This window comes from Streptomyces sp. NPDC107517, from assembly GCF_055582645.1.
Genome location: NZ_JBVJPM010000011.1, coordinates 268,315 through 286,256, shown reverse-complemented (window position 1 = coordinate 286,256; position 17,942 = coordinate 268,315). Strand labels below are relative to the sequence as shown.

Annotated in this window: 13 protein-coding genes; 5 read left to right on the top strand and 8 right to left on the bottom strand. The window is 72.3% G+C overall.

Features of this window, described 5'->3' with window-relative positions:
* Positions 1-26: 26 nt before the first annotated feature.
* The gene (locus tag ACZ67T_RS25695; RefSeq protein WP_469987210.1) at positions 27-1,166 is read right to left on the bottom strand and encodes a dihydrodipicolinate synthase family protein; all 1,140 of its coding nucleotides are present in this window, start codon (positions 1,164-1,166) and stop codon (positions 27-29) included.
* A complete protein-coding gene (locus ACZ67T_RS25690; RefSeq protein WP_469987208.1) occupies positions 1,163-2,320 on the bottom strand; it encodes a Gfo/Idh/MocA family protein in 1,158 nt (385 codons plus the stop codon). The genes ACZ67T_RS25695 and ACZ67T_RS25690 overlap by 4 nt, the downstream gene beginning before the upstream one ends.
* A 175-nt stretch (positions 2,321-2,495) precedes the next feature.
* Between ACZ67T_RS25690 and ACZ67T_RS25685 the strand changes: the two genes are divergently transcribed.
* Both ACZ67T_RS25685 and ACZ67T_RS25680 read left to right on the top strand, forming a co-directional pair.
* Positions 2,496-3,545: a LacI family DNA-binding transcriptional regulator gene (locus tag ACZ67T_RS25685; protein WP_469987206.1), complete on the top strand. Its 1,050-nt coding sequence runs from the start codon at positions 2,496-2,498 to the stop codon at positions 3,543-3,545.
* A gap of 382 nt (positions 3,546-3,927) precedes the next feature.
* On the top strand, positions 3,928-4,728 hold the full coding sequence (locus ACZ67T_RS25680; RefSeq protein ID WP_469987204.1) for a sugar phosphate isomerase/epimerase family protein: 801 nt from the start codon (positions 3,928-3,930) through the stop codon (positions 4,726-4,728).
* Positions 4,729-4,752: 24 nt separating this feature from the next.
* On the opposite strand, the gene aroA is transcribed toward ACZ67T_RS25680, so the two are convergent.
* Together aroA and ACZ67T_RS25670 are read right to left on the bottom strand one after the other, a co-directional pair.
* Positions 4,753-5,988 (bottom strand): 3-phosphoshikimate 1-carboxyvinyltransferase, encoded by a 1,236-nt coding sequence (aroA, locus tag ACZ67T_RS25675; protein ID WP_469987202.1) that lies wholly within the window; start codon positions 5,986-5,988, stop codon positions 4,753-4,755.
* A complete protein-coding gene (locus ACZ67T_RS25670; protein ID WP_469987287.1) occupies positions 5,975-6,910 on the bottom strand; it encodes an EamA family transporter in 936 nt (311 codons plus the stop codon). The genes aroA and ACZ67T_RS25670 overlap by 14 nt, the downstream gene beginning before the upstream one ends.
* 196 nt (positions 6,911-7,106) lie before the next feature.
* On the opposite strand from ACZ67T_RS25670, the gene ACZ67T_RS25665 reads away from it, so the two are divergent.
* From ACZ67T_RS25665 to ACZ67T_RS25655, 3 genes are all read left to right on the top strand, one after another.
* On the top strand, positions 7,107-8,039 hold the full coding sequence (locus ACZ67T_RS25665) for a LysR family transcriptional regulator (protein ID WP_469987200.1): 933 nt from the start codon (positions 7,107-7,109) through the stop codon (positions 8,037-8,039).
* A gap of 355 nt (positions 8,040-8,394) precedes the next feature.
* Positions 8,395-10,248 (top strand): glycoside hydrolase family 3 protein, encoded by a 1,854-nt coding sequence (locus tag ACZ67T_RS25660; protein ID WP_469987198.1) that lies wholly within the window; start codon positions 8,395-8,397, stop codon positions 10,246-10,248.
* A gap of 110 nt (positions 10,249-10,358) precedes the next feature.
* Positions 10,359-10,982: a hypothetical protein gene (locus tag ACZ67T_RS25655; protein ID WP_469987196.1), complete on the top strand. Its 624-nt coding sequence runs from the start codon at positions 10,359-10,361 to the stop codon at positions 10,980-10,982.
* Between the two features lie 3 nt (positions 10,983-10,985).
* Here the strand turns inward: ACZ67T_RS25655 and ACZ67T_RS25650 are convergent, their stop codons facing one another.
* From ACZ67T_RS25650 to ACZ67T_RS25635, 4 genes are all read right to left on the bottom strand, one after another.
* Complete coding sequence (locus ACZ67T_RS25650; protein WP_469987192.1) at positions 10,986-12,413, bottom strand: aminopeptidase; 1,428 nt, start codon at positions 12,411-12,413, stop codon at positions 10,986-10,988.
* Positions 12,414-12,514: 101 nt separating this feature from the next.
* A complete protein-coding gene (locus ACZ67T_RS25645; protein ID WP_469987190.1) occupies positions 12,515-12,907 on the bottom strand; it encodes a hypothetical protein in 393 nt (130 codons plus the stop codon).
* A 94-nt stretch (positions 12,908-13,001) separates the two neighbouring features.
* On the bottom strand, positions 13,002-16,742 hold the full coding sequence (locus ACZ67T_RS25640; protein ID WP_469987188.1) for an ABC transporter ATP-binding protein: 3,741 nt from the start codon (positions 16,740-16,742) through the stop codon (positions 13,002-13,004).
* A gap of 165 nt (positions 16,743-16,907) precedes the next feature.
* Positions 16,908-17,834: a serine hydrolase gene (locus tag ACZ67T_RS25635; protein ID WP_469987186.1), complete on the bottom strand. Its 927-nt coding sequence runs from the start codon at positions 17,832-17,834 to the stop codon at positions 16,908-16,910.
* Between the last annotated feature and the right edge of the window lie 108 nt (positions 17,835-17,942).

Genomic DNA, 17,942 nt, shown 5'->3' with positions numbered 1-17,942 from the left:
GATGGAGAAGCGGTCGAGTGCGTGGCTCACTGGTCGACTCCGTACACGCTGAGCAGGGACTTCATCCGGGTCTCGGCGAGGGCGGGATCCGGGAACAGGCCCAGGCCGTCGGCGAGTTCGTAGGCGCGGGCGAGGTGCGGCAGCGGGCGGGCCGACTGGAGGCCGCCGACCATCGCGAAGTGGGACTGGTGGCCCGCGAGCCACGCGAGCAGGACGACGCCCGTCTTGTAGAAGCGGGTCGGCGTCTCGAAGAGGTGCCGGGACAACCCGACGGTCGGGTCGAGCAGTTCACGGAACTTTGCGGTGTCCCCCGTGTCGAGGACGCGCACCGCCTCCGCCGCGAGCGGGCCCAGCGGGTCGAAGATGCCGAGGAGGGCGTGGCTGAACCCCTGCTCGTCGCCCGCGATCAGCTCGGGGTAGTTGTAGTCGTCGCCCGTGTAGCAGCGCACGCCCCGCGGGAGGCGGCGGCGCAGCTCGACCTCGCGCCGGGCGTCCAGGAGCGAGACCTTGATGCCGTCGACCATGTCCGGGTGCGCGGCGATGACGTCGAGGAACGTCTCGGTGGCGGCGTCGAGGTCCGGCGAACCCCAGTAGCCCTCCAGGGCGGGGTCGAACATCGGGCCGAGCCAGTGCAGGATGACGGGCTCGGCGGCCTGCCGCAGCAGATGCCCGTAGACGTCGAGGTAGTCCTCGGGTCCGGACGCCGCGGCCGCCAGGGCCCGCGAGGCCATGAGGATCGCCTGCGCGCCCGTCCCCTCCACGAGCGCGAGCTGCTCCTCGTAGGCCGCGCGGACCTCGGCGAGCGTGGCGGGCCCCGACAGCTGGTCGGTGCCCACCCCGCACGCGATGGCGCCGCCGGCCGACTTCGCCTCGGCGGTCGAGCGCCGGATCAGCTCGGCCGCGCCCGCCCAGTCGAGGCCCATGCCGCGCTGGGCGGTGTCCATGGCCTCGGCCACGCCCAGGCCGTGCGCCCACAGATGGCGGCGGAAGGCGAGCGTGGCATCCCAGTCGACGGCGCCCGCACCGGCGAGCGGGTCCGCGACGACGTGCGCGGCCGAGAAGACGGTCCGCGAGACGAGAGGGGCGCCCGTGGTGAAGGAGGCGGGCTCGGCGCGCGGGGTGTAGGCGCGCAGCGTGCCGTCGGGGCCGGGGAGTCGGATCGTCACAGCGTGATCTCCGGGACGTCCAGGCGGCGGCCCTCGGCCGACGACTTCAGGCCGAGCTCGGCGAGCTGCACGCCGCGGGCGCCGGCGAACAGGTCCCAGCGGTACGGCGCGTCGGCGTACACGTGCTTGAGGAACAGCTCCCACTGCGCCTTGAAGCCGTTGTCGAACTCCTGGTTGTCGGGGACCTCCTGCCACTGGTCGCGGAAGGAGTACGTGGCCGGCAGGTCCGGGTTCCATACGGGCTTCGGGGTCGAAGCCCGGTGCTGGACGCGGCAGTTGCGCAGCCCGGCGACCGCGGAGCCCTCCGTGCCGTCCACCTGGAACTCGACGAGCTCGTCCCGGTTGACCCGCACCGACCAGGAGGAGTTGATCTGCGCCACGGCGCCGCCGTCGAGCTCGAAGATGCCGTACGCCGAGTCGTCCGCGGTCGCGTCGTAGGGCTTGCCGCCCTCGTCCCAGCGCTGCGGGATGTGCGTCGAGGCCAGCGCCTGCACGCTGGTCACACGGCCGAACAGCTCGTGGAGCACGTACTCCCAGTGCGGGAACATGTCGACGACGATGCCGCCGCCGTCCTCCGACCGGTAGTTCCAGCTCGGCCGCTGCGCCTCCTGCCAGTCGCCCTCGAAGACCCAGTAGCCGAACTCGCCGCGCACGGACAGGATCCGCCCGAAGAAGCCGCCGTCGATGAGGCGCTTGAGCTTGAGCAGGCCCGGCAGGAACAGCTTGTCCTGGACGACGCCGTGCTTGATGCCCTTCGCCTTGGCCAGGCGGGCCAGTTCGAGCGCGCCGTCGAGGCTCGTCGCCGAGGGCTTCTCCGTGTAGAGGTGCTTTCCGGCGGCGATGGCCTTCTTGAGCGCCTCCTCGCGGGCGGAGGTGACCTGCGCGTCGAAGTAGATGTCGACCGTGTCGTCGGCGAGGACGGCGTCCAGGTCGGTGGAGACGTTCGCCGGGTCGAGGCCGTGCTGCTCGGCGAGCGCGAGCAGCACGTGCTCGCGGCGGCCGACGAGGACCGGCTCGGGCCACAGCACCGTGCCGTCGCCGAGTTCGAGGCCGCCCTGTTCGCGCAGGGCGAGGAGGGAGCGGACGAGGTGCTGGCGGTAGCCCATGCGCCCCGTCACCCCGTTCATGGCGATGCGCACCGTCTTGCGTGTCACGAGATTCCCTTCGTACAGATTCGTACCGACCGGACCGAGACGCCGATGGAGAACACGCTCGTCGTAGCAAGCGCTTTCTACACGGGAAGAAGCTAGCCTCTGCACAGCCGGTCGGACAAGACCGGGGGCTGATGAAACGGGATGCATGGCCGGACGGCCGACGGAGGATGATGCGATGACCGTGACCCTGGCGGACGTGGCGGCACGCGCCCAGGTCTCCCCCGCCACCGTGTCCCGCGTGCTGAACGGCAACTACCCCGTGGCCGCGGCCACGCGCGAGCGGGTGCTGCGCGCCGTGGACGACCTCGACTACGTGCTGAACGGGCCGGCCAGCGCCCTGGCCGCCGCCACCTCCGACCTGGTCGGCATCCTCGTGAACGACATCGCCGACCCGTTCTTCGGGATCATGGCGGGGGCCGTGCAGTCCGAGATCGTGGGGCCCGGCGGGCGCGCGGGCGGCGAGCGGCTCGCGGTCGTGTGCAACACCGGCGGGTCGCCCGAGCGCGAACTCACCTATCTGACGCTCCTCCAGCGCCAGCGGGCCGCGGCCGTCGTCCTCACGGGCGGCGCGGTCGAGGACACCGAACACGCCAAGGCGATCTCCGGGAAGCTGCGGCGGCTCGCGGACGCCGGGACGCGGGTCGTCCTGTGCGGGCGGCCACCCGTGCCGGACGCGGACGCGGTGGCACTCGCCTTCGACAACCGCGGCGGCGGCCGGGCACTCACCGACCACCTGCTCGACCTCGGCCACCGCAGGATCGGGTACATCGCGGGCCCCGAGGAACGGACGACGACCCGCCACCGCCTGGAGGGACATCGCGCGGCGCTGGCGGCGCGGGGCGTGCCGGACGACGCCGGGTGGACCGTGCACGGCCCGTACGACCGGCGGTCCGGTTTCGAGGCGACGGTCGAACTCCTGCGCCGCGAGCCGTCGTTGACGGCGGTGGTCGCCGCGAACGACACGGTGGCGCTCGGCGCGTGCGCCGCGCTGCGGGAGGCGGGCCTGAGCATTCCGGGCGACGTCTCGGTGGCCGGCTTCGACGACCTCCCGTTCAGCGTGGACGCGGTACCGGCCCTGACCACGGTCCGGCTGCCTCTGGCGGAGGCGGGGGCCCGCGCGGGCCGCATCGCCATGGGCCGCGAGGCGGCTCCCGCCGGAGGGATGGCCGTGGTGCAGGGGGAGTTGATGGTGCGGGGGTCGACCGGGGCACCGTCCACGGCGTAGGCCTCCGGCGGGCGAGCGGGCGCCCCGCTCGGGAGCGGGCCGGTGCCGCGAGGCACGGTCTCGGGTGCGGGCGAGTGAGCCGCCGTCCCAGGACAGGGGCCGGTGCCCGAGGCGCGACCCTCACGTGCGGGCGAACGAGGCGCCGTCCCCCGGACACGGGGCCGGTGAGCGAGGTGCCGCCCTCGGACGCGGGCAACGTGCGGCGCTCGGGAAGGGGCGACTGAGCCAGGAACCTCCGCGCTCACGGGCGAATCGGCTCCGCCTCCGGCACGGGCGGGTGTGGGCCGTTCGTGTCCGTCCACCCGCGCGCGGCCTTCACCCGGCCCGCAGCCGCGCCGGGCGTCCCCTTGACCCCGCCCCGCGGCCCGGTAGCGTCCCCGCCATGAAACTGGCCTTCTCCACGCTCGGGGTTCCCGGGCTTCCCCTCACTGATGTCGTGCGGCTCGCCGGCGAGCACGGGTATCACGGTGTCGAACTGCGCGCCCATCCCGAGGAACCTGTACACCCAGGGCTCGGGCCCGACGAACGGGCCGACGCCGCCGCCGAGTTCAAGGCCGCCGGGGTCGAGATCCTCGGGCTCGCCGGATACGCGCGCGTGGCCGCTCCCGGCGAGGACGAACCGGTGATCGAGGAGATCAGGTCACTCCTCGAACTCGCTCGCGACGTCGGCGCGCCCCACGTACGCGTCTTCCCGGGCGGCGGCACGGAGCAGAGCCGCGCCGAGGCCGACGCGGCGGCCGCCCGGCGCCTGGGCGCCGCCGCCGAGCACGCCGCGGACCTCGGCGTCCGCATCCTCCTGGAGACCCACGACTCGCACCGCACGGGAGCCGACGCGATGCGCGTGCTCGGCCCCGTCGGACACCGTCAGGTCGGCGCCCTGTGGGACGTCATGCACACGTGGCTCGGCGGCGAGCAGCCCGTGGCGTCGTACGCGGCGCTGTCCCCGCACCTGGGCTACGTACAGGTGAAGGACATCGCGGGTGCCGACGACACGACGCCGCTCGCGCTGGGCGCGGGCGTGCTGCCGCTCACCGAGGTCGTGGACGTGCTGTGCCGCGAGGGCTGGGACGGGTGGCTGTGCTGGGAGTACGAGAAGCGCTGGTATCCGGACGCCGCCCCGCTGCCCGGGCTTCTGACGGCCGGGCGTGAGCATCTCGCCCGGCTGCTCAACGAGTCGGCATAGCCCGCCGGGCGGCCGTCCGAACGGCTATCCGAAGACCTTCGCGAACGCCTCGTGGAAGTCGGGGAACGTCTTCCGCACGCACCCCGGGTCGTCGAACGTGACCCCGCCGGGGATCCGCAGGCCGGTCACCGCGAAGGACATCGCGATGCGGTGATCCCCGTACGTGGTGATCCGTGCCGGGGCCGGGGTGCCCGGCTGGATCTCGATCCAGTCGGGTCCCGTCGCCACCGTCACCCCGAGCGCGCGCAGGTTCTGCGCGCAGGCGTCCAGGCGGTCGCACTCCTTGACGCGCGTGTTGTGCACGTCCTCGATGCGGACCGGGCCGCTCGCGTACGGCGCGATCGCCGCGAGCGTCGGCATCGTGTCGGAGATGTCCCGCATGTTGACCGTGATGCCGGACAGGCCCGCGGGGCCGGGCGCGGTGACCGTGGTGCGGTCCGCCGTCGTCGTCACCCCGGCGCCCATGCGCCGCAGGACGTCGACGAACGCCAGGTCGCCCTGGAGCGCGTTCTCGCCGAGTCCTTCGACGGTGACCTCGCCGCCGGTGACGGCCGCCGCCGCGAAGAAGTAGCTCGCGGTCGAGGCGTCGGGCTCGACCGCGTAGGTGGTGGCGCGGTAGCCGCCGGGCGCGACCTCGAACACGTTGCCGTCGCGGCGGACTTCGGCCCCGAAGCTGCGCATCATCGCCAGGGTGATCTCGATGTACGGCGCCGAGACCAGATCGGTGACCGTGATGCGCAGGCCGGTCCTGGTCAGCGGGCCGAGCAGCAGGAGCGCGGTGAGGTACTGGGACGACTGGCCCGCGTCCAGGGTCACGTCACCGCCCTCCACCCCGCCCGCCGTGACCGTGAGCGGGTGGTGCCCCTCGGCCTCCTCGTGACGGAGGTCCACACCCAGGTCGCGCAGAGCCCTGCTGAGCGGAGCGAGGGGACGGCGGCGCATCTGGGGCGAGGAGTCGAAGCGGTACGTGCCGTGCGCGGCGGCCGACGTGAGCGTGGGCAGGAAGCGGGCGGTGGTCGCGCCGTCGCGGCAGTACACGTCGGCGTCGGCCGCGGCGGGGCCGGTCGGCCGGCCCTCGATGTGCCAGGCGTCCGGGCCGCGTTCGACGCCGTAACCGAGCCGGAGCAGCCCTTCGGCGAAGCCCTCGGTGTCGTCGGAGCTGAGGGGGCGTACGAGGGTGGTGGTGCCCTGCGCGGCCGCGGCGAGGAACAGTGCCCTCGCCGTCACGGACTTGGAACCGGGGATCTCAACGACTGGCATGCGCTTCATGGTCCTCGACGGGCAGCACGGGCGCCGGAGTGTCCACACGCTGGACGGCCCGGTTCCGGGGAGCGGGCGCGAGCGACGCGAGGGCGACACCGCCGACGAGGAGCGCGGCGGCGCACCAGCGCAGGGGGCTGACGCTCTCGCCGAGGAAGAGCGCGGCGGACGACATCCCGAACACCGGGACGAGCAGCGTGAACGGGGCCACCGACGAGGCGGGGTGGCTGCGCAGCAGGAAGCTCCAGGCGCCGAAGCAGAGGAGCGTGGTGACCCAGGCGACGAACGCGATGATGCCGACGCCGGTCCAATCGAGGGACGCGAGCGCCCGGGTGTCGCGGTCCCAGCCCTCGAAGGTGAGGGACAGCGCGAACAGCGGCAGGACGGGGACGGCCGACGTCCACACCATGAAGTTGAAGGGGGCGGACGGTGCCGCCTTGCGGGTGAGGACGTTCGAGACGCCCCAGCCGACGGCGGCCACGACGACGAGCGTGAAGCCGAGCAGGGGGCCGCCCGCGCCCTCGTCGACGGCCGCGACGCCGATCCCGGCGAGCGCGACGGCCATGCCGGCCAGGCGGATCCGGCCGGGCCGTTCGCCGAGCGCGACGAAGGCGAACAGGGCGGTGAACACGGCCTGGATCTGCAGGACGAGGGAGGAGAGCCCGGCGGGCATCCCCTGGTTCATGCCGACGAAGAGCAGCCCGAACTTCATGACACCGAGCGCCAGTCCGACGCCGACGACCCACTTCCACGCCACTTTCGGCCGCCCCACGAAGAACACCGCGGGCAGCGCCGCGACGAGGAAGCGCAGGGCCGAGAAGAGCAGCGGCGGGAAGTGGTCGAGGCCGACCTCGATGACGACGAAGTTGACGCCCCAGACGGCGGTGACCAGGACGGCGAGCGCGATGTGGGACGGTCGCATGCTGCGGGACGGGCGCGGAGGGAGCGTGGGAGCCATGCGTCGAGGATCACCGGCAACGACCGTGTAGCACCAGCGCGAATGTCTGCATGGTTGAATTCAGTAACGCTAATGAGTGCCCCAGGCGTCATGACTGTCCGAGGCGTCATGACGCCTGTCCGGGGCTTCATGACTGTCCGAGGCCCACCGGGAGGCCGGCATGCTCGATCTCCAGCGGCTGCGCGCGCTGCACGCCGTCTCCGTGCACGGCACGGTCGGGGCCGCAGCGGCGGCGCTCGGCTACACGCCGTCCGCGGTCTCGCAGCAGATCTCCAAGCTGGAGCGGGAGACGAGGACCGTACTCCTCGAACGCCACGGGCGGGGCGTGCGCCTCACCGACGAGGCCCTCGAACTCGCCCGCACCGCACAGGACTTGATGGTCATCGTCGAGCGCGCCGAGACGGATCTGGAGGAGCGCCGCGGGCTGCCCGCGGGACGCCTGACGATCGCCGCGTTCGCCTCGGCGGCCCGCGGCCTGCTGCCGTCCGTCCTCGCGGATCTCGCCGTACGGCATCCCGCGCTCGACGCACGGCTCACGGAGGTGGACCCGCACCTGTCGGTCGATCTGGTCGCCAAGGGGGCCGTCGACATGGCCGTGGCGCACGACTGGGACATCGCCCCGCTGCCGGCACCGGCCGGGGTGGAGCAGGCCGCCATCGGGGACGACCTGTGCGACCTGCTCGTGCCGGCCGGGCATCCGCTCGCGGGACGTGCCACGGTGCGCCGCGAGGAGCTCGGCGGCGAGCGATGGGTGTCGCAGCCACCGGGGCGGGTCTGCCACGACTGGCTGGTGCGGACGCTGCGGGCGGCCGGCTTCGAGCCCGACATCAGGCACCAGGCCGAGGAGAACCCGACGCTGACGGCGCTCATCGCGGCCGGACTCGGTGTGGCGCTGATCCCCCGGCTCGGCCGCGGCCCGCTGCCGGACGGCGTCGTCGCGGTGGCGCTCGACCCCATGCCCGTACGGCACTTGTACGCGCTGTGGCGGACGGGGGCGTCGCGCCGGCCGGCCATCGCGGAGGCGGTACGGACCCTGCGGGAACGGTGGGGGGAAGTCGCCCGGGAGGCGGACCAGCCGGATCCGGCTCACTGAGCGGGGCGTCCGGCCCCTCCGACCGGCGCTCAGGAACCCCGCTCCGTCCCTGATTTCACCGGCGCACCACATTCCGGCAATCCCCGCGAAGCGGGGAACCCGACCGCGTGCCGCTCCGTCAGAACGGCGTGCTGCCGGAGAGTCTCCGCAGCGCGGTGTCGGCCTCGCTGCCGGCTGCGAACGCTGACCGCCCTCTCCGCCGCCTGCGGCCGGCGGCACGCCGTCATCGGCGCGCCCCCTCCTTCGCGCCGGTGACGGCCCCTCCCCCCGACCCTTCCGCCGCCCCGCCTGCGCGCACCCTTGACTGGCAGAAACTTTCCGGATAATCGTGACTCTCGGAAGTTTCTTTCAGGGTATGGATCACCAGTTCTCCTCCGGAAGGAGTGCGCACGTGCACCACAGCCTGTCCAGACGCACCCTGCTCGCCGCCGCCACCGCGGGCGCCGCCGCGGTCACCCTGTCCGGCGCCCCGGCCCATGCCGACGACGCGTCACGCCAGGGCAAGGACGCGCGGCTCAAGCAGCTCATCTCCCGGATGAGCCTCGAGGAGAAGGTCGGCCAGCTCTTCGTGATGCGGGTCTACGGCCACTCCGCCACCGACCCCGACCAGGCCGACATCGACGCCAACCTCGCCGAGATCGGCGTCCGCACCGCGGCCGAACTGATCGACAAGTACAAGCTCGGCGGCATCATCTACTTCACCTGGGCTCACAACACCCGGGACCCGCACCAGATCGCCGACCTCTCGAACGGCATCCAGCGCGCGGGCCTCGCCCAGCCGAGCCGCATCCCGCTGCTCATCTCCACCGACCAGGAACACGGCATCGTCTGCCGTGTCGGCGAGCCCGCGACGCTCTTCCCCGGTGCCATGGCCGTCGGCGCGGGCGGCTCCCGCTCCGACGCCCGCACCCTGGGCCGGATCGCCGGCGCCGAACTGCGCGCGGTCGGCATCCGCCAGAACTACGCGCCCGACGCCGACGTGAACATCAACCCGGCCAACCCGGTCATCGGCGTGCGCTCCTTCGGCGCCGACCCCGAGGCCGTCGCGGGCCTGGTCGCCGCCGAGGTCAAGGGCTACCAGAGCAGCGACATCGCCTCCACGGCCAAGCACTTCCCCGGCCATGGCGACACCGCCACCGACAGCCACTTCGGGTTCCCGATCATCACGCACACGCGCGAGCAGTGGCAGAAGATCGACGCCCCGCCGTTCAAGGCCGCCATCGCCGCGGGCATCGACTCGATCATGACCGCGCACATCATGGTTCCCGACCTCGACGGCTCGGGCGACCCGGCGACGCTCTCGCACCCGATCATGACGGGCATCCTGCGCCAGGAGCTCGGCTTCGAGGGCCTCATCGTGACCGACTCCCTCGGCATGCAGGGCGTGCGCGACAAGTACGGCGACGACCGCGTGCCGGTGCTCGCCCTGAAGGCGGGCGTGGACCAGCTCCTCAACCCGCCCTCCCTCGCGGTGTCCTGGAACGCCGTCCTCGACGCCGTGAAGAACGGCGAGCTGACGGAGGCACGCCTCGACGAGTCGATCCTGCGCGTCCTGCGCCTCAAGGAGAAGCTGGGCCTCTTCGACGAGCCGTACGTCACCGGCCGCGGCGTCGACAAGACGGTCGGTACGCGCGACCACCTGGCCGCCGCGGACCGCATCGCCGAGGCCACGACGACGCTGCTGCTCAACAAGAACGGCCTGCTGCCGCTGTCCCGGCGCACCCACAGGAACATCCTCGTCGTCGGCGCCGACCCGGCCTCGCCGTCCGGCACGACGGGCCCGCCCACGACGACGCTCGGCCAGGCGCTGACCGAACTCGGCTTCACCGCCACGGTGTTGTCGACCGGCACCGCGCCGAACCAGGCGAAGATCGACGAGGCGGTGGCCGCCGCCCAGGGCAAGGACGCGGTCCTGGTCGGCACGTACAACGTCGGAGCGGGCAGCAGTCAGCAGCGGCTCGTGAACGCCCTGGCCGCCACCGGCGTCCCCGTCGTCGCGGTCGCGATCCGCAACCCGTACGACATCGCGCAGGTGCCCGGCGTCGGCGCCTCGCTCGCCGCGTACTCGTGGACGGACGTCGAACTGCGGGCCGCGGTCCGGGTGATCGCGGGCCGGGCCAGGCCGCGGGGCAAGCTGCCCGTGCCCGTCCAGCGGGCCGACGATCCGACGCAGGTGCTGTACCCGATCGGCTACGGCTTGTCGTACTAGACGTACGCCGCACACCCGGCGCGCCACCCCCGAGCGACCCGAACCACCCTGCACACCTGGCGTGCGCCCGCCCCGGCGGGCACGCTGGGGTGTGTATCGGGGGGATTGCCATGATTGCGTGGAACAGGGCGCGGTGGGTGGGGGCGGTGTGCGCGGCGTTGCTCGCCGCGACGGCCGTGGGGTGTCAGGGGCCGCCGGACGCGGGGTCCGGCGGGCCTTCGCCGGGGGCGAGCCGGTCACCGTCGGGGTACGGGGCGGTGTTCCTCGCCGTGGACGAGTGCAGCTCGCGGGGGCGCGGCACGTTCACCGAGGTGCCGTGCAGAAGCGAGCGCGCGGTGGCGCGGGTCACCGCGCGCCATGACGGAAAGGCGGCGGCCGGGCCCATGTGCCCGGCCCGCACCGACTTCGTCCTCCACATCAGCGAGAACCGGCCCGCGCCGGACGAGAGCGGCGACGGGGGGATCACGCGGGGCTACGCCTGCATGCGCAACCTGGAGCCGCCGCACCCCGGCGATCCGGGGGGCGGCGGCGGGCCCCGCACGATCGTCGGGGACTGCGTGTACGCGGCGGGCCACGGCCAGGTCCGCGAGACCGCCTGCGACGGCTCCGGCACCGAGAGGCCCCGGTACCGGGTGGCCGCCGCGGCGGCCACCCGCGCCGAGTGCCCCGCGCTCACGTCGTTGTACGTGACGCTGGGCGGGTCCGAACCGGTGGGATGCGCGGTCCGGGTGTAGCCCCTACGGCCGCAGGGCCGGCTCGCGCCGGACGTCGTGCTTGTCGAGCCTGGCGTCGTACGGCGCCAGCGGCTTCGCGGCCTGCGCGGCGGGGGCGGAGACGCCGGCCCACTTCAGGATCCGCTCCGTGGCGAACGTCTTGTCGTCGGCGTTCAGACCGGCGACGTTCGCCCCGTGGTTGGCGCCGGGGGCGGTGAGCACGTACGAGTCCTCGGAGCCCTTGCCCGGGCGGAACCGCTCGGCGCCCCACGGGTCGTTGGAGCCGTAGACGTACAGCATCCGCGTCGCGTGGTGGCGCACCCAGGAGTCCACGTCGCGCATCGCCGACGGCTGGAACTTCATCGGGATGGAGCGCGGCACGAAGTTGCGCGGCGGCTGGTAGCCGTAGCGCGACAGGTTGCCCAGCCAGGGCTGCTTGATGTCGGGCGAGCCGAGCTGCGTACCCGCCTGGTAGTAGTACGGCGTGTACGTGGCGAGGCTCTGGTCCGCGTACGAGGACCAGCCGCCGACCGCGTCGACGTAGTCGAAGAGCGCCTGGTCCGTGACCGTCGCGGCGTCGGGCACCTCGGCGCACGCCGTCTGCGACGGCTGGTACTGCCAGAAGCCCCACACCAGGTCGAGGACCGTGGCCTCGTATGCCTTGTCCAGCGAACCGACCGTGTCCACGGTGTAGTTGTTGGCCTTCAGGTAGTCCGCGTACTTCTTCTCCAGGGCGTCGCGGCGCACCAGCGTCTCGCGCTGCACGTTCTGCAGCGCCACGCGGCAGTCCTTCGGGCCGACCGTCTTGAAGAAGTCGTCGTACGCCGAGTCCTCCTTGTTCACGACGTCGTTCGGCGCGACGTACGCGACGACGCCGTCCATGTCGCGCGGGTAGAAGCGCTCGTAGTACGTGGCCGTCATGCCGCCCTTGGAACCGCCGGTGGTCAGCCAGTTCTTGCCGTAGATCGGCTTGAGGGCCTGGTAGATGCCGTGCTGGTCGCCGGCCGCCTGCCAGATGTCGAGCTTGGACCAGTCGGCCGGCGCGGGCCGGGACGGGGTGAAGTAGCGGTACTCCACGGAGATCTGGTTGCCGTCGACGATGCGGGTCGGCTCGCTGCGGCTGGGCGTCGTGGAGACGTTGTAGCCGCTGGTGAACATGACCGTCGGGCGGCTGACGTCCTTGTGCAGCACGGTGATGCGCTGCTGGAAGGTGCCCTTGGACGGGTGCCGGTGGTCGACCGGCTGGGTGTAGTTGAGGACGAAGTAGCGGTAGCCCGTGTAGGGCTTCTCCTCCACCAGACTCATGCCGGGTATGGCGAGGAGCCGGTCCTTGATGTCGGTACTGGTGTCGGAGGCCGCCGGCCGGGCCTGAGCGGCGGTGGCCGCTGTGGCCGTACTCACGGTGCCTATCAGCACCACGAACGCGAGCAGCCATCTGAGCGCATTGCGCATGCATACTCCCCTGTAGAACACAGATGCGCACCGGAACCTAGCGGAGGAACATCTGTTCTGTCAGGGGTTCTTGGTGTTCTGTCAGCGCACGGGGCGCGCGTTCAGCAGAGGATCCAGCCCGAGCTCACCGAGGCCCCGCCGACCGTGCCCCTCACCCACACGCAGCGGTGGCCCGTGTGGACGGTCACCGGGCCCGCGTGGTGCAGGTAGCGCCCGCTGTCCTGAACCGGCCTGCTGCCGCGTGCCTGCACGCTGACCGACATCTTCTGCCGTACGCCGTCGCGCTTGGTGAGGGTGTACGCGCAGAGGTAGTTGCCGCTGCGGTAGAGGACCGTCCTGCCGGTGGAGAACGGCAGGGTGCGCACCTTGTGGCCGGGGCAGATCGCCGCGGCCTGCGCCGTGCCGACGGCCGGCCCCGCGAGGGCCAGCAGCGCCGAGGAAATCAGTACCGCCGCCCCGGCCGCCAGCCGTCTGCGTATGGCGCCCTCGCTCATGCCTCCACCCACCGTCGCCCCTCCCGTCACGTGTGCCACAGCGTACTGATGAACGGACGCGGCACACAGGTCCGGTGGTTGCACCGATCCCCCGTCACAGCGAAGAGCTGATCCCGGCCTCGGGCTCGGGCTCGCCGACGAAGGTCCGCCACAGCTCGGCGTACCGTCCGCCGAGTGCGAGGAGCTCGGTGTGCGTGCCGTCCTCCGCGACGCGCCCGTCCGCCATCACGACGACCCGGTCGGCGCGGGCCGCGGTGGTGAGCCGGTGCGCGACGACGAGGGTCGTGCGCTTGCCCGCTATGCGGTCCGTGGCCTGGTTGACCTGGGCCTCCGTGGCGAGGTCGAGCGCGGCGGTCGCCTCGTCGAGCAGCAGGATGTCGGGGTCGACGAGTTCGGCGCGGGCCAGGGCGATCAGCTGCCGCTGCCCCGCCGACAGATTGCGGCCGCGCTCGGCGACCTCGTGGAGGTAGCCGCCCTCGAGGGTGGCGATCATCTCGTGCGCGCCGACCGCGCGGGCCGCCGCCTCCACCTGGGCGTCGGTCGCGTCGGGGCGGCCGTAGGCGATGGCGTCGCGCACGGTGCCCTGGAAGAGGTACGCCTCCTGCGGCACGACGCCGAGGCGGTGGCGGTAGCTCGTCAGGTCGAGGTCGCGCAGGTCGGTGCCGTCGACGGTGACGCGGCCCGCCGTCGGGTCGTAGAAGCGGGCGACGAGCTTGACGAGGGTCGACTTGCCCGCGCCGGTCTCGCCGACGAAGGCGACGGTCTGCCCGGCGGGGATGCGCAGGGCCACGTCGCTGAGTGCCGCCTCGGAGCCGTCGGCGGCCCCGTACGCGAAGTCGACGTCCTCGAAGGCGATGTCGCCGCGCAGGGAGAGCACGTCGAGGGGTTCGTCGGCGTCCTTCGTGGACGTCGGCTCCTGGAGCAGCTCCTGGATGCGGCCGAGCGAGACGGTGGCCTGCTGGTAGCCGTCGAACACCTGGGAGAGCTGCTGCACGGGCGCGAAGAACAGGTCGATGTAGAGGAGGTACGCGACGAGCGCACCGGTCGTCAGGGTGCCCGCCTCGACCCGGCCCGCGCCCACCATCAGGACCGCGGCGGCAGCGACGGACGACAGGAACTGAACGAACGGGAAGTACACCGAGATCAGCCACTGGCCGCGGATACGGGCGCTGCGGTAGGCGCCGCTGCGCTCGGCGAACCGTGCGGCGCCCGAGCGTTCGCGCCGGAACGCCTGCACGATGCGCAGCCCGGCGACGGACTCCTGGAGGTCGGCGTTGACCACCGAGACGCGCTCGCGGGCGAGTTCGTACGCCTTGACGCTGGAGCGGCGGAAGAAGACCGTGCCGACGATCAGCGGCGGGAGCGTCGCGAAGACGACCAGGGCGAGCTGGACGTCGATGACGAGGAGGGCGCCCATGATGCCGAAGAAGGTGACGACGGAGACGAACGCGGTGACCAGGCCGGTCTGGAGGAACGTCGACAGGGCGTCCACGTCGGTCGTCATCCGGGTCATGATGCGCCCGGTCAGCTCCCGCTCGTAGTAGTCGAGTCCGAGCCGCTGGAGCTGGGAGAAGATCTTCAGCCGCAGCGAGTAGAGGACCCGCTCGCCGGTGCGTCCCGTCATGCGGGTCTCGCCGATCTGCGCGCACCACTGGACGAGGACGGTGACCAGGCCGAGCCCGGCGGCCGCCCACACGGCGCCGAGCGCCAGCTGCGAGACGCCCTCGTCGATGCCGTGCCGGATCAGCACGGGGAGCAGCAGGCCCATGCCCGCGTCGAGGGCGACGAGCACGAGGCTGATCAGCAGGGGCGCGCCGAATCCGCGCAGCAGGCGGCGCAGCCCGTACGACTCCTCGGCCGTCACCGCGCGCGCCTCGTCGATGTCCGGGACGTCGGTCGCGGCGGGCAGGGCTTCGACCTGCGCCAGCAGTTCGGGCGTCGCGGGCATCCCGGCGAGCGCCGGGTCCTCGGCGTTCTTCGCCTCGCGGTCGCCCGTCCACAGGGCGGGCGTGATCCCGCGCTCGGCGTCGAACTCGGCGTCCAGCTCGTCGCGTACGGAGGTGTCCTCGTCGGGGAGCGCGGGCGCGACGTGGCCCGGTGAGACCCCGCCGAGCTCGTCGGGGTCGGTGAGCAGGCGCCGGTAGAGGGCCGATCCGGCCTCCAGCTCCTCGTGGGTGCCGATCGCGGCGAGGCGCCCGCCGTCGAGGACGGCGATGCGGTCGGCGAGGCCGAGGGTGGAGCGGCGGTGGGCGATGAGGAGGGTGGTGCGGCCGGCCATGACGCCGCGCAGCGCCTCGTGGATCTCGTGCTCCACGCGCGCGTCGACGGCGGACGTGGCGTCGTCGAGGACGAGGAGACGGGGGTCGGTGAGGATGGCGCGGGCGAGCGCGACGCGCTGGCGCTGGCCGCCGGAGAGCGTGAGGCCGTGCTCGCCGACGGTCGTGTCGTACCCGTCGGGAAGCTCGGCGATGAAGCGGTCGGCCTGGGCGGCGCGGGCCGCCGTCTCGATCTGCTCGTCGGTCGCCTCCGGGGCGCCGTACGCGATGTTCGCGCGGATGGTGTCGGAGAAGAGGAAGGAGTCCTCGGGCACGAGCCCGATGGCCGCCCGCAGCGAGTCGAGGGTCAGTTCGCGCACGTCGTGGCCGCCGACGAGGACGGCGCCGTGCGTGACGTCGTAGAAGCGCGGCAGGAGCAGCGAGACGGTGGACTTGCCGGAGCCGGAGGAGCCGACGACGGCGAGGGTCTGGCCGGCCGGGATCTCGAAGGACAGTCCGTCCAGGACGGCCCGGTCGGCACCTTCGTAGGAGAAGGAGACATCGTCGAACTCGACGGTCGCGGGGGCGTCGGCGGGCAGTTCCTTCTTGCCGTCCTCGATGGACGGCTCCGTGTCGATCAGTTCGAGGACGCGCTCGACGCCCGCGCGGGCCTGCTGGCCGACGGTCAGGACCATGGCGAGCATGCGGACGGGTCCGACGAGCTGGGCGAGGTAGCTGGAGAACGCGACGAACGTGCCCAGCGTGATCTGGCCGCGGACCGCGAGCCAGCCGCCGAGGGCGAGCATCGCGACCTGGCCGAGCGCGGGCACGGCCTGGAGCGCGGGGGTGAATTTGGAGTTCAGGCGGATGGTGCGCAGGCGCCCGGCGAACAGCCGCCGCCCGACCTCCCTGAGCTTCCCGGTCTCCTGGTCCTCCTGCCCGAAGCCCTTGACCACGCGCACGCCGGAGACAGACCCGTCCACGACCCCGGCGACGGCGGCGGCCTGCGCCTGCGCGTACCAGGTGGCGGGGTGGAGGCGGGAGCGGCTGCGCTTGGCGATGAACCAGAGGGCGGGGGCGACGGCGAGCGCGACGAGGGTGAGCGGCAGGGACAGCCACGCCATGATCACGAGGGAGATCAGGAAGAGCAGGACGTTCCCGATGGTCATCGGGAGCATGAAGAGCAGGCCCTGGATGAGCTGGAGGTCGCTGGTCGCCCGGCCGACGACCTGGCCGGTGGACAGCTCGTCCTGGCGCCGGCCGTCGAGCCGGGTGATCGTTCCGTACATCTCGTTGCGCAGGTCGTGCTGGACGTCGAGCGCGAGGCGGCCGCCGTAGTAGCGGCGGATGTAGGTGAAGACGTAGACGACGAGGGCGGCGCCGATCAGGACGCCCGCCCAGGGGGCCATGGAGCGGGTGTGGTCCTGGACCACGTCGTCGATGATCACCTTGGTGATCAGGGGCACCAGCGCCATGACGGCCATGCCGCCCAGGGACGCCCCGAGCGCGAGCACGACGTCCTTCGGGTACCGCCATGCGTACCCGGCGAGACGCCGGCCCCAGCCCCGTTGCTCCGCCACGTGTCCGCCTCCTGTTGTCCTGACCTGCCGAGAGGCCCAACGCGGAGACCGGCGGATTTCATCCCGCCGCAACACATCGGGGAGCGGACCGGGACCAAGGACGGAGGCCGCCCGGACCTTTGGTCCTCGGCCGGCCCCGTCCCTGCCGCTCAGTCCTGCGGCACGTCAGCCCTGCGGCACGGCGACGAAGGCCTCCTTGGGCGTGCTGGTCGGCGTGTAGCGGGACGCGGCCGGGGTGGTCGGCGTCAGGTCCTTGTGTATGGCCCGCGCCACGGCCTGGATCGTGTCCACGCCGTAACTCATCGTGCTGTTGCCGTGCGTCAGAACCGAAATGGTGTAGTCGTGGCCGCCCCCCTGGAAGGCGCCGATGCTGTGTACACGCCAGCCGTACGTGGAGCGCTCCAGCCAGCCGTTCTTGACATGTACGGCGACGGACGAGGGCGCGCCGGCCGGGGTCCCCCACCGCTGCGAGGACACGACCTTCCCCATGAGCTTGAGGATGTAGGCGCGGGAGTTGTCACTGAGGACGGCGTTCTTGGCGGTGACCAGCGAGAGCAGCTTCTGCTCGTCCTGGACGTTGATCTGGGTCAGCCCCCAGTAACCGCCGGACCCCGGCACGGTCCGCGTCATCCCGGCGGCCTTGAGGAAGCCCTTCACCTTGGTGGTGCCGAGCTGCTTCCACAGCGACGTGGTGGCCGCGTTGTCCGACTTGGTGATCATGGCGGTGGCGAGGTTCGCCTCGCGCGTCGTCAGATACCGGTTGGTCTTCTTGGCGTCCCAGAGCAGGGTGGCGAGGACGGTCACCTTCACGACACTGGCGGAGTCGTACGAGGACGTGGCCCGCAGCGAGCACGTGGTCTTCGTGGTCCGGTCGTAGAGCCCGACGGCGACCGTGCCCTTGCGGGACGCGAGGGCGGCGGTGATGTCCTTCTGCAGCTTGGCGGCGAGCCCGGCCTTGCCGGAGGTGCAGCTGACCTGCGGCGCGGTGGCGGCGGACGCGGGCGCGACGCCCGCGACCACGGGTACGAGCACCCCGGCGGCGACGACCGCCGGGAGCACGCGGGCAGCACGTATGGATGTTCGGCGAGTCATGGGCTTCCCCCCTGGAACGAAACGAGCACGCCTCGATCGAGCGCGCTCGCCTCACATGACTCCCGGGTGGGGGCGAAGGGTTGTACGAAACCCCGGCAGATCCGGGAG

Excerpts from the sequence above, each read along its gene's own strand:
- ACZ67T_RS25655 (WP_469987196.1), top strand. The coding sequence starts at position 10,359 with ATGATTGCGTGGAACAGGGCGCGGTGGGTGGGGGCGGTGTGCGCGGCG.
- aroA (WP_469987202.1), bottom strand. The coding sequence starts at position 5,988 with ATGCCAGTCGTTGAGATCCCCGGTTCCAAGTCCGTGACGGCGAGGGCA.
- ACZ67T_RS25685 (WP_469987206.1), top strand. The coding sequence starts at position 2,496 with ATGACCGTGACCCTGGCGGACGTGGCGGCACGCGCCCAGGTCTCCCCC.
- ACZ67T_RS25645 (WP_469987190.1), bottom strand. The coding sequence starts at position 12,907 with ATGAGCGAGGGCGCCATACGCAGACGGCTGGCGGCCGGGGCGGCGGTA.
- ACZ67T_RS25660 (WP_469987198.1), top strand. The coding sequence starts at position 8,395 with ATGGATCACCAGTTCTCCTCCGGAAGGAGTGCGCACGTGCACCACAGC.
- ACZ67T_RS25665 (WP_469987200.1), top strand. The coding sequence starts at position 7,107 with ATGCTCGATCTCCAGCGGCTGCGCGCGCTGCACGCCGTCTCCGTGCAC.
- ACZ67T_RS25635 (WP_469987186.1), bottom strand. The coding sequence starts at position 17,834 with ATGACTCGCCGAACATCCATACGTGCTGCCCGCGTGCTCCCGGCGGTC.
- ACZ67T_RS25670 (WP_469987287.1), bottom strand. The coding sequence starts at position 6,910 with ATGCGACCGTCCCACATCGCGCTCGCCGTCCTGGTCACCGCCGTCTGG.
- ACZ67T_RS25680 (WP_469987204.1), top strand. The coding sequence starts at position 3,928 with ATGAAACTGGCCTTCTCCACGCTCGGGGTTCCCGGGCTTCCCCTCACT.
- ACZ67T_RS25650 (WP_469987192.1), bottom strand. The coding sequence starts at position 12,413 with ATGCGCAATGCGCTCAGATGGCTGCTCGCGTTCGTGGTGCTGATAGGC.